Source organism: Nonomuraea glycinis (assembly GCF_035920485.1).
Classification (GTDB): Bacteria; Actinomycetota; Actinomycetes; order Streptosporangiales; family Streptosporangiaceae; genus Nonomuraea; species Nonomuraea glycinis.
On sequence record NZ_CP109166.1, the window covers coordinates 6,129,010 to 6,140,678 of the forward strand.

At 67.4% G+C, this 11,669-nt stretch carries 9 protein-coding genes; 2 read left to right on the forward strand and 7 right to left on the reverse strand.

Going from position 1 to position 11,669, the window contains the following annotated elements:
* Positions 1–75: 75 nt before the first annotated feature.
* Positions 76–1,476, forward strand: coding sequence for a sugar porter family MFS transporter (locus OHA68_RS28760; protein WP_327103062.1), 1,401 nt, complete (start codon positions 76–78; stop codon positions 1,474–1,476).
* 176 nt (positions 1,477–1,652) lie between these two features.
* Here OHA68_RS28760 and OHA68_RS28765 read toward each other — a convergent pair whose 3' ends face one another.
* On the reverse strand, positions 1,653–2,750 hold the full coding sequence (locus OHA68_RS28765; protein WP_327103063.1) for an FUSC family protein: 1,098 nt from the start codon (positions 2,748–2,750) through the stop codon (positions 1,653–1,655).
* Between the two features lie 453 nt (positions 2,751–3,203).
* On the opposite strand from OHA68_RS28765, the gene OHA68_RS28770 reads away from it, so the two are divergent.
* The gene (locus tag OHA68_RS28770; RefSeq protein ID WP_327103064.1) at positions 3,204–4,067 is read left to right on the forward strand and encodes an SMP-30/gluconolactonase/LRE family protein; all 864 of its coding nucleotides are present in this window, start codon (positions 3,204–3,206) and stop codon (positions 4,065–4,067) included.
* Positions 4,068–4,296: 229 nt separating this feature from the next.
* On the opposite strand, the gene OHA68_RS28775 is transcribed toward OHA68_RS28770, so the two are convergent.
* The 6 genes from OHA68_RS28775 to clpB all read right to left on the reverse strand — a co-directional run bounded on the left by OHA68_RS28775 (position 4,297) and on the right by clpB (position 11,667).
* The gene (locus OHA68_RS28775) at positions 4,297–5,523 is read right to left on the reverse strand and encodes an NAD(P)/FAD-dependent oxidoreductase (protein ID WP_327103065.1); all 1,227 of its coding nucleotides are present in this window, start codon (positions 5,521–5,523) and stop codon (positions 4,297–4,299) included.
* A 196-nt stretch (positions 5,524–5,719) separates the two neighbouring features.
* The gene (locus OHA68_RS28780) at positions 5,720–6,376 is read right to left on the reverse strand and encodes a DUF1345 domain-containing protein (RefSeq protein ID WP_327103066.1); all 657 of its coding nucleotides are present in this window, start codon (positions 6,374–6,376) and stop codon (positions 5,720–5,722) included.
* A 126-nt stretch (positions 6,377–6,502) separates the two neighbouring features.
* Positions 6,503–6,952, reverse strand: coding sequence for a DUF1931 family protein (locus OHA68_RS28785; protein ID WP_327103067.1), 450 nt, complete (start codon positions 6,950–6,952; stop codon positions 6,503–6,505).
* Positions 6,953–6,969: 17 nt separating this feature from the next.
* Positions 6,970–8,622, reverse strand: a complete 1,653-nt coding sequence (locus OHA68_RS28790) for an FAD-dependent oxidoreductase (protein WP_327103068.1) — start codon at positions 8,620–8,622, stop codon at positions 6,970–6,972.
* Positions 8,619–9,047 (reverse strand): thioredoxin, encoded by a 429-nt coding sequence (gene trxA / locus OHA68_RS28795; RefSeq protein WP_327103069.1) that lies wholly within the window; start codon positions 9,045–9,047, stop codon positions 8,619–8,621. The genes OHA68_RS28790 and trxA overlap by 4 nt, the downstream gene beginning before the upstream one ends.
* A gap of 1 nt (position 9,048) precedes the next feature.
* Complete coding sequence (gene clpB / locus OHA68_RS28800; RefSeq protein ID WP_327103070.1) at positions 9,049–11,667, reverse strand: ATP-dependent chaperone ClpB; 2,619 nt, start codon at positions 11,665–11,667, stop codon at positions 9,049–9,051.
* Positions 11,668–11,669: the final 2 nt, after the last annotated feature.

Here is an 11,669-nt window from a genome sequence, read left to right on the forward strand (position 1 = left end):
TCACCGCATAGCGGAACTTCCCACGTCGGCTACTCAGCGTGACCTGTGGGTATGCCTCCGCCAAGGGGGACTTCTATGATCATCAAACGAGCCCGTCAAGAGCGCCTGAGGCACGTCGTGTTCATCGCCGCGGCCGCGGCCGCCGGCGGATTTCTGTTCGGGTACGACAGCGCCGTCATCAACGGCGCGGTAGTTGGTATCCAGAACCACTTCCGGGTGGGACCGGTCGAGACCGGGGTCGTGGTGGCGATCGCGCTGCTGGGCTCGGCCGCAGGTGCCTGGACCGGCGGAAGGCTGGCCGACCAGCTGGGGCGTACGAGGTCCATGCAGGTGGCGGCACTGCTGTTCATGATCAGCTCGATCGGGCAGATGCTGCCGTTCACGGTTTGGGATCTCGGCTTCTGGCGAGTGATCGCGGGCTTCGCGATCGGCATGGCGTCGATGCTCGCGCCCACGTACATCGCCGAGGTGGCGCCGCCCGCCTACCGCGGCCGGCTGGGGTCGTTCCAGCAGTTGGCCATCGTGCTCGGCATCGCCGTCTCACAACTCGTCAACTACGTGATCGCCAATATCGCCGGTGGCAACGTCAGCAACCACCTGGGGCCGCTGCAGGCCTGGCAGTGGATGCTGGGCGCCTGCGCGATCCCAGCCCTGCTGTATCTGCTACTCGCATTGAAACTCCCCGAATCGCCCCGCTATCTGATCATGTCGGGCCGCACCCGGCAGGTGCGCGAGGTGCTGACTGAGATCGAGGGTGAAGACGTGGACCTCGACGAGCGCATCGCGGAGATCCAGCACGTGGTGCGCACCGAACGCGTGCCGGGGATGAAGGACCTGCGCGGTCCGGCGCTCGGGCTGCTGCCGATCGTCTGGATCGGCATCACTCTGTCGGCCTTCCAGCAGTTCGTCGGCATCAACGTGATCTTCTACTACTCGACCGTACTGTGGCAGTCGGTCGGCATCAACCAGAGCGAGTCCTTGCTGATCAGCTTCTCCAGCTCGATCATCAACATCATCGGCACGGTGATCGCGATGGCGCTGGTGGACAAGATCGGCCGCAAGCCACTGCTCATGATCGGCTCGGTGGGGATGACCATCGCGCTGGCCACCACGGCGTGGGCGTTCAGCGCGGCCAGGGTGACCGACGGCAGGGTTACGCTGCCGGACCAGCAGGGGCTGATCGCGCTCGTCGCCGCCAACGCGTTCGTGCTGTTCTTCGCACTGTCGTGGGGTGTGGTGGTCTGGGTGCTGCTCGGCGAGATGTTCCCCAACCGCATCCGCGCCGCAGCCCTGGGCGTCGCCGCTGCGGCCCAGTGGCTCGCCAACTGGCTGATCTCAGTCTCGTTCCCTGCGCTCGCGGAGTGGAATCTTTCGCTCACTTATGCCGGGTACGCCGTCATGGCGCTGCTGTCGTTCATCTTCGTTGCCAGATGGATCAGGGAGACCAAGGGCCGCAAGCTGGAGGAAATGGGCTGACCCGCTTAGTACGGCCGTGGTGACCCGCCCGCGCGGGACACCACGAGGCCTAGGTGTGACGACCGGGGACCTCGTCCCTGGCGTGACGGGATAGGACGATCCCGAGCATGTTGACGCACGCGGTGATCCGCTCTGCCTGGTGCCGATTGCGGTCAACGCGGTCGTGGCGCGGAAGGTCAGTGTCGCCGGCGTGATGTGAACCGGGCCGCTTGTTCACGGGCGCGTGGGGGGATGGCGTCGCGATGTGGCCCGTCGTCGGGATCGACCTCATGTCGCAGTTGGACGCAGTCCTCGAGCAGCGCGCCGTACAACGTCCAGAGGGGTGAACGCGGATCGATCTCTGCCATCTGCCTGCGGGCAGCGCGTTCGAGGTGCTCGCCTTCCGCTACGGCGGCGCGCAGGCGGAGCAGATCCTCGCCGCTGCCAGGGGCGACCAGCAGTTGCTCGAAACAGGCGTAAGCCTTCCCGACCGCATCCAGCTGGTCGGCGAAAACCTGGGGAAAACTGCCGGTCTCGTGCTGTCCTGGCAGGCCGCGAACCCCGGCGGCCAGGTCGGCGAGGGCACGGGTGACGCCGCGCAGTTGAAGACAGGCGTGCTCCAGGCATAGGGCAGCCTGCATGATGCGGCGCAGGCGCTGGCGGGTCCGCGCCCGACGCAGGGTGAAACGCAGGGACTCAGTCGCTCGTTCGGCGCTCTCATGGGCCGAACGCAGCCTGACGGACATGCGTCTGGCTCGGGCCAGCCATTTTTGCGCTTGGTGGGCGGTCCAGGATTGCCTGACGCCTTCCGCCAGGTCGGAGCAAAGGTCGGCGAGATCATCGGCCAGGTCGGCCATGTCCTTGGCGGCCCGACCCACGTGACGGGGCGGGATCACCAGTATGAGCGTGGCTCCGACGAGCGCGCCGATGACAATGTCGAGCAGCCGCGCCATGCCGTACTCGCGGCCCAGGGTGAACACGAGTAGAGCGGTGATGGGCGCCTGTGTGTTCTGCCACGGTATGCCGACGGTTCTGCTGACCACCAGCGCGACCGCGACCAGGACGGCCATGGTGGCGGCGCTGGTGCCGAACACCTGCACGAAGCCGATGGCAGCCGCCAGTCCGACCAGCACCGCGATGGTCTGCTGGACGGCCTGGATCAGGGTGCTGTAGGCGGTCGCTGTCACCGACAACAGCACGCCGGTGGGAGCGAGCACTGGCTGAGGTGAGCCGATCAGTTCGGTGGCGATCCACCAAGCCACCAGGCAGCCGACGGTGACCGTCGCCGTCGGCATCAGCAACTGCCTCTCACGCCGCACCCAGCGGCGTAGCCCCCGCCGCCGCCATCGACCCAAGCCGGGGACTAGGTCAGTCCACCTGTCCAGCCATCGCCTCGCGGCGGAAAATGCCATCACCGCACCCTCAGACGTGGTGCCCCACCTGGTGGCTTCCGGGTCGTCTTTCACCTTTTATCGTGAGGCTGCCCGCGTCGGGTAGCGGGCGCTCCGTTTTCGAGCGGCATTTTGCCCTCACCAGGCCTCTCGAGAACACGGCGGTGGATCGAGTGCCGACGTCGCTGACCGGCAGGAGACCTCTCAGCGTCCACCCGGTAATCGGTGGACGTCGCGGTGGCGTTGGTGAACGAGGCTGAGCCGCTACGACACCGCTTGGTGAGGTACGTGGTCGGCTACGACAGTTCTGGCAGCATGAGCGGCAGGTATCCCGTGAGACTTGTCAAGGAGATCGGCATGACCATCGCCTCGTACCCCGTGACCGATCCCGTCGCCGAGCACGGGGAAGGGCCCGTCTGGTCTGGCCGGTGGGGCGGACTGCGGTGGGTCGACATGCTGGCCGGCGACGTGCTGATGCTCGACCCCGACGGCAACGTACGCCGCCGCCATGTGGCAAAGGTCGCCGCTGTCGTACGGCCGCGCGTGTCGGGCGGCTACGTGGTCGCGGCAGAACGCGAGCTGCTGCTGGCCGACTCCGATGACCTGGACGCCCCGCTGCGCTCGCTCGGCGAGGCGTGGACCGACCCTGCGATCCGGATGAACGAGGGCGGTTGCGACCCCGACGGCCGCTTCTACATTGGCACCATGGCCTACGACGAGAGTCCCGGACGCGGCTCGTTCTACGTGGCCGAACTCGATGGGACGCTGCGGGTGGTCCTGCCCGAGGTGACGATCTCCAACGGCTTCGACTTCAGCCCGGACGGCTCCCTCGCCTACTACACTGACACCGCGACCGGGCGCGTGGACGTGTTCGACTATGACCCGGAGGGCGGGCTCAGCGGGCGCCGCCCGTTCGTATTCATCGACCGGGAGGTTGGGGCTCCGGACGGCCTGACAGTCGATGACGAGGGCGGAGTGTGGGTGGCGCTGTGGCAGGGAGCAGCCGTCCACCGCTACGACGTCGGCGGCCGCCTCGACGCGATCGTCGGCCTTCCGGTGCGCAATGTCACCTCGGTCGCCTTCGGAGGCGAGAATCTGGACCGCCTGTTCATCACCACCTCGGCGCGGGACGTGGACCGCGCTGAGCAGCCGGAGGCGGGGTCCCTCTTCGCCGCCGACCCCGGCGTGCCAGGTCGCCCGGTCCTGCCGACAACACTCTGACCGGGTGCTCTATCTCCTGGCCCAAAACGACGAAGCCGCCCGTCCGGAGCCAGACCGGGCGGGTCGTCGGACGAGCATGCCGTTGCCCAGCGTGCGGGGCGGAGGCGACAACAGTGGCAGAGGGCGACGGGACGGCCAGAGCCGTGGCCCTGGCGAGTCCGCCCGGCGCGGCTTCGGCTGCGGTGCGACGGTCTCCAAGCTGGTGACCTGGCCGCCCTGTCGGCGGCGCTCATTGACTGATGCTGGTGGCGGCGTGGCGTGGACCGGCGTACCGCCAGAAGAAGTTGACCAGCACGGTGATCCGGTTGCGCCCGCCCAGCAGGTACGCCACATGAATGAAGATCCACACCAGCCACGCCGGCCACCCACGCATGGTCAATCCGTTGGACAGCTGCAACACGGCCTCGGCCCGGCCGACGGTCGCCATGATCCCCGGATCCCGGTACGAGAACGGCCGCAGCGGCAGTCCCTGAGCCGCCGCGAGGATCTGCTTGCCCACGTGCTCTCCCATCTGGATCGCCGGCTGAGCTAGCTGCGGCAGTTGCTCGGGCGGTCCGGCCAGGTCGCCGGCCACGAAGATCTCGGGATGCTTCGGCACATTCAAAGCCTCGGTGACCCTGATCCTGCCGCCCTTGGTCTGCGGCAGCCCCCATTCCGCCACGTAGGCGGGCGCAGTCACGCCGAGCGCCCACACGGTCACGTCGCTCGGCACGTGCGTCCCATCGACGATCCCCACCGCATCCGGTTCCACGGACGCCACTGTGGCGCCCAGCCGCAGCCGCACCCCTCGCTTGCGCAGCGCGGCTGCCGCCGCATTTCGCAGCCGCGGCTTGTACGGCGCCAGCACGAAGTCGAAGCGCTCCACCAGCGTCACGCTCGTCTGGTCGGGACGAATCTCGGGATGCGTCAGCGGCAGCGTGCGCCGCCGCAGCTCGGCCAGCGTCCCGGCAATCTCGACCCCGGTCGAGCCCCCGCCCACCACCACGACGTGGACGCTGTCGCGCCGGCCCGCCACCGCGTCCTCCAGACAGTGCTGGAGCCGCCGCCGCAACGCTGCCGCGTCTTCGAGCGAATAAAGCGGTTGTGCGTTCTCCGGCGCGCCCGGCACGTCGTACCAGTTGGTGGTCACACCGGTGGCCAGCACGAGAAAGTCGTAGTCCAGCGTGCTTCCGTCATCCAACTCCACGCGCCGCTTCTCGGGCAGCACCGTGCTTAGCGCACCTCGACGTGCTCGCACATTCGGCCACTTGGCGGCGTAGGTCCTGACAGGGTATGACACGTCGGACATGCTCATCCCGGCTGTAGCCACCTGGTAGAGCAGGGGTTGGAAGGTCGAGTACGGGTTGTGGTCGACCAGCGTGACCAGCGCGCCTGCCTTGGCCAGCGTTCGCGCCGCGGCCAATCCGGCGAAACCCGCCCCCACGATCACAACGCGAGTTCTTCGTCTCATGACCATCTCCGTGCCCCGTGCCACCCCCGCGGAGGCCTATAGCATGCCCAGTGTCCGTTAAATCTACGAGATGCATGAATTGCGATTCGTGGATTGACCTGGGCGTATGCGAGACCGTTTGCTGCTGGTTAATCAGGTTCGTCCAGTACCGTCTCGACGCTCCATACGGACCTGTTCGAGATCGTCAGGCATCGACACGGGCTCATCGCTGCCCCAGATCGGCGATGAGACCGACGGACACCGCGATAACGACGGTGCCGAAAAGATAGGACAGCAGGGCGTGCCCGAAGGCGACCTTCCGGATACGCGTGCTGGCCAGCACATTGTCTGATACTCCGTAAGCCATCCCCACGGTGAACGCCGTGTATGCGAAGTCGCTATAGCTCGGCGGCTGCTCCTGCCGGAAATCGATGCCCCCGTCAACCTCGACGTAGTACAAGCGTGCGTACTTGAGGGCGAAAACGGTGTTCGTCAATGTCCAGGACAGGACCACGGTCACCAAACTCAAGATCACCGCAGTCACGGCAACCAGGTCCTGATCGCTGCCCGGGCGGAGGAGGGCGGCCACGACGGCCGCGAGACTGGCCACCGCGGCGATCAGGATGCCCGTGTCGGTGGTGTGCGTCCCACCTTCCTCTTCGGCGATGCGCTTGGTCCCTACGTGGTCCTGCGACCAGCTGATCTGCCACGCCCACGCCAGGACGAGGGAAACAGCCACATCCCAGGTGACGAAGAAGAACAGTTCGGGGGCGCCGATGAGCGCGACGCCCCCGCCGGTCACGGCACCGAGCAGGCCGCACATCAAAACCCGCCGCAAGGAAAGTATCCGCCGTCCGCGATGCTTCCACGCTGCCCTCACCTGCACCAGAATGTCACAGGACGGCCCGACGCCACCCCTTCGACGTGCGAGTCCAGCGCACGCTCGCTGTGCAGCCGCCATCCGATCGCGTGGCGACCGGAGGCAGCAGCAACGCGCCGAATCTCGTCATAGCAGCAGATCGAAGACACGGATTGTTCGTGTCCACTCCTTGCTCGCCGGGTTCTTGCGATCAGGCTCTATGGCTCTGATCGTCCTGGCGAGCGCCACGGAGAGCCCACCCGCCACGGATGGCAGCCGGGCCTCGGTTTCCTCGCTGAGCGACAGATCGAGCGGAGGTAGGGCCGCGAGCTCCGCCAGGATCGATGCCAGGTCCAGTTCCTCGTCCAGGTCCCGGAAGTCGTGCATGTTCTCCTGCAGTCCTTTGGTGATGGGCAGGTCCCAAGGCTGGATGATGTCGCGCCGGTTCGACTTCGCGGCGGCCTCGGCGACGATGAGCATGTCGTACAGCTTGCGGTTGACGAAGTCGCTGTAGCGCTTGAGGTCGGCCTTGTCCACGTCGAGTCCCGCGGCGGCGCGAAAGAAGTGCTCGAACCTGGAAACTGCGATCACGGGCATGTGGATCACCGTCTTCCCTATTGGCTGCCTGTGGTGGTGAATCTTTCGTGCACCAGGCGTACCGCCATGGCGCCTTCTCCGACTGCGGACGCGACCCGCTTGACCGAGCCGCTGCGGACGTCGCCGGCGGCGAATACGCCCAGATAGCCCGTTTCCAAGGGGAGGAGGGTACCCCAGGGCGATGTGCCCTGGCCCGTGACGACGAAGCCGCGGTCGTCCAGCGGGAGGGTCCCTTTGAGCCATTCAGTGTGCGGCTCGGCTCCGATGAAAACGAACAGCGCGCTGGTCTGGATCTCCAGAAGTTCTCCTGTTCGCGTGTTCTGCGCGCGGACAGCCCGTAGCGCGCGGTCTCCGACCAGTTCGCATACCTCGGTGTGGTACATGATTTCGATGCCGGGAGTTCGGTCGATCTCGTCGGCGAGGTAGCGGGACATGCTCGCGTGTACGTCGCTGCCACGCACCAGCATGCGCACCGACGATGCGTTCCTGTTCAGGTAAAGTGCCGCCTGGGCCGCGGAGTTGCCGCCGCCGACGACGACCACGGGCGATTGTCGGCACATGCGCAACTCGAACGGTGTCGCCGCATAGTAGACGCCGGATCCTTCGAATTTCTCGAGATGGGGAACATCAAGCTTCCGATAGCGGGCGCCGGTCGCGATGATCACGGCGTGGGCCTTAACGGCGCACTCGCCCTCCACGATGATGCCGTAGTGGCCCTCACGCGGTTCCAGACGGCTAGCCTCGGCCGGGACGGTCAGGCGGGCGCCGAACTTGCCTGCCTGGATGACGGCACGCTCGGCGAGCTCGGCGCCCGAGATGCCCGGGGGAAAGCCGAGATAGTTCTCAATGCGGGACGAGGTGCCCGCCTGGCCGCCCGTGGCTACGGCATCGAGCACGACGGTTGTCAGGCCGTCAGAGGCCGCGTACACGCCGGCGGCCAGTCCTGCGGGTCCCGCGCCTAGGACGACCACATCGCATACGGCGTCCCTCGACGCAGGGACGAGCAGGCCGATGGTCTTCGCCAGTTCGGCCGTGGTCGGGTTGCGCAGCACCTGGTCGCCGTGCCAGATCACCACCGGGGTGTCGTGCGGGGAGATGCGCAGCTCGCGCAGGAGCGCGTCCGCGGCTTCGTCCTCCTCCAGGTCGATCCACCGGTGAGGGATCCTGTTGCGTGCGGCGAATTCGCGCAGCCGCCTGGCATCGGGTGAGTATCGGGAGCCAATGATGCGGAACCCGGCGTCCAGACCGATCAGCAGGGTGCGGCGGGTCAGGTAGGACCGCAGGATGAGGTCGCCGAGCGCCGGGTCGCCCGCCACGAGCGTTCGCACCTCGTCGGCCGGTACGGCCAGCACCTCGCCAGGCTCCCGCACGACCGCGGTCACGAATCCCGCCTGGCCGATGAGGAGGCCGAGCTCGCCGAGGAAACGTCCGGGGCCGTGAACGGCGATCGTCCGCTGCTTCGCGCCGTCCCCCTCGACCACGGCCACCTTGCCCCGCAGGATCACGATGAACTCACGGGTCTGCTCGCCCTCCCGATGCAGAATGTCGCCCGGCGATACGGATCGCCGCTCGCCGTGCCGCGACAGCTCGGTGATCTGCTGCTCGTCCAGCCGGGGATAGGCCCCGCACAGGTCAGGCGTCTCGACCGCGCAGGTCGGCGTGGCCGTCATGACGGTGCCCGTACTGTGTCTTCGACCCACTGGCGCAACTGCGGCGCGGGCGGCGCGCCTGCGCGTTGCGCCACGACGCGGCCCTCGTGCAGCACCATGAGTGTCGGGACGGCCGTGATCGTGTATCGGCGGGCGAGGGCCGGAGAGCTGTCCACGTCGACTTTGACGAGTTTGAGCCGTCCCGCCATCTCGCGGGCGAGCTGTTCGAGTGCCGGGGTGACTGTCCGGCACGGCGCGCACCACTGCGCCCAGAAGTCGACGAGGACGGGAAGGTCGGCGCGTTCGGCGACCTCGCCAAAGGTGCTGTCGTCAGCGTCGACGATCCACGGCAGCGGCCGGCGGCAGGCCCCGCACAGGGGCCTGCCTCGGTAGGCGTCCGGGACCCTGTTGAGCCTGCCGCAGTTGGCGCAGTTCAGGGTGTACACGTCAGGTCCTGGGCGGATAGAAGGTGACGTTCAGCTCACCCTTGTCGGCGCCGACCGTGATGGTCGACCCGTCGGGCACGTCGCCGGCGAGCAGGGCGCGTCCGATCCTGGTCTCCACCTCGCGGGCGATGAACCGGCGCAGTGGCCGGGCACCGTAGACGGGGTCGTAGCCCTGGTTGGCGATGAGCCGGCGTGCGTCCTCGGTGACCTCAAGGGTGAGCCGGCGGCTGGCCAGGCGGGTTCTGATGTCGGTGAACATCAGGTCCACGATGCGCTCGATCTCGGCCTCGGTCAGCGGCTTGAACAGCACGATGTCATCGACCCGGTTGAGGAATTCTGGCCGGAAGTGCATGCGCAGCTCACCCATCACGCTCTCGCGCGCCTGAGGCTTGATCTCCCCGTCGGCGGTGACCCCGTCCAGCAGGTGCTGGGAGCCGATGTTGGAGGTCATGATGACCACGGTGTTGCGGAAATCGACCGTGCGGCCCTGCGCGTCGGTCAGCCGCCCGTCGTCCATGACCTGCAGCAGCGTGTTGAACACGTCCGTGTGGGCCTTCTCGATCTCGTCGAACAGCACCACCGAGTACGGTTTGCGCCGCACCGCCTCCGTGAGCTGACCGCCCTCCTCATAACCGATGTAGCCCGGAGGAGCACCGACGAGCCGGCTGACCGTGTGGCGCTCCTGGTACTCGCTCATGTCGATGCGCACCATGTTGTCCTCGGTGTCGAACAGGGCCGTCGCGAGGGACTTCGCAAGTTCGGTCTTGCCGACCCCGGTGGGCCCGAGGAACAGGAACGATCCGATGGGGCGCCGAGGATCCTTGATGCCGGAGCGAGCGCGGATGACGGCGTCGGCCACGAGCCGCACGGCCTCCACCTGTCCGATGACACGTTCGTGCAGGATTTGATCGAGCTTGAGCAGTTTGTCCCGCTCTGCCTCCTGCAGCCGGGTCACGGGGATGCCGGTCCAGCGGGAGACAATGGACGCGATCTCGTCCTCCGTGACGACCTCGCGCAGCAGCCGGTGGCCGTTCTGCCGGGTGCCGAGCCGCTCCTCCTCGGCGCGAAGCCGGCGTTCCAGTTCGGGGAGCCGGCCGTGGCGCAGCTCGGCGGCACGGTTGAGGTCGTAGGCACGTTCGGCCTGTTCGGCCTCCCGCCGCACACTCTCCAGCTCCTGCCGCAGACTCTGCACCTTGCGCAGAGCCGACCGCTCGGCCTCCCACTGTGCCCGCATCGCGTCAGCCTCGACACGCGAGGCGTTCAGCTCCTGGCGCAGCTCTTCCAGACGGGACCGGCTCGCGGAGTCGTCCTCCTTGGCCAGCGCCGCCTCCTCGATCTCCAGCCGCATCACCTTCCTGGTGAGCGCGTCGAGCTCGGCCGGCATGGAGTCGATCTCGGTGCGGATCATCGCGCACGCCTCATCGACCAGATCGATGGCCTTGTCCGGCAGGAACCGGTCGGCGATGTAGCGGTGGCTCAGCGTCACCGCGGCGACGAGCGCGCTGTCCTGGATCTTCACGCCGTGGAAGACCTCCAGCCGCTCGCGCAGGCCGCGCAGGATCGAAACAGCGTCCTCGACCGAGGGCTCGTCGATCAGTACCGGCTGGAACCGCCGTTCCAGGGCGGCGTCCTTCTCGATGTGCTGGCGATACTCCTGCACCGTGGTCGCGCCGATCATGTGCAACTCGCCGCGCGCGAGCATCGGTTTGAGCATGTTGCCCGCGTCCATGGCACCCTCGGTCGCCCCGGCGCCTACCACCGTGTGAAGCTCGTCGACGAACAGCAGGATCCGGCCCTCAGCCGCTTTCACCTCGTTCAGCACGGCTTTGAGGCGTTCCTCGAACTCCCCGCGGTACTTGGCTCCCGCGACGAGCGAGCCCATGTCCAGGCTGAAGATAGTTTTGTCGCGCAGCCCTTCCGGGATGTCGCCGCGGGTGATCCGCTGGGCGAGCCCTTCGACCACTGCCGTCTTGCCCACGCCGGGGTCGCCGATCAGCACGGGGTTGTTCTTGGTCTTGCGGGACAGGATCTGGATCACGCGGCGGATCTCCGTGTCGCGGCCGATCACGGGGTCGAGCTTGTCGGCGCGGGCGTCTGCGACCAGGTCGCGCCCATACTTCTCCAGGGCCTCGTAGGCGACCTCGGGCATGGCCGAGGTGACCCGCTGGTTGCCCCGGACGGCGGTGAGCGCCTGCAGGAACCGGTCCCGGGTCACACCCTGGCCGTGCAGCAGCTGCCCTGCCGCAGTCGCGGAGCCCTCCTCGATCAGGGCCAACAGCAGGTGCTCGACCGAAACGTACTCATCCTTGAGCCGGCCCGCCTCTCGGTCCGCGGCGTCGAGCAGCCGGGCCAGGCGTTGAGTGAGGAACACCTGGCCGGGCGCGGTGCCTGGGCCGCTGACCTTGGGCCGGCGCGTCAGCTCCGCCTCTAGATCGGCGCCGAGAAGTTGTGTGTCGGCGCCTGCCTGTTGCAGCAGCCGAGGTGCCAGCCCCTCGGGCTGGTCGAGCAGGGCCAGCAGGAGATGCTCCCCGTCGACCTCGGTGTGACCGTGCCGCAGCGCCTTGGTCTGGGCGTCGTGCAGGGCCTCCTGCGTCTTCTGCGTCATCCTGTTCGGGTCCATTC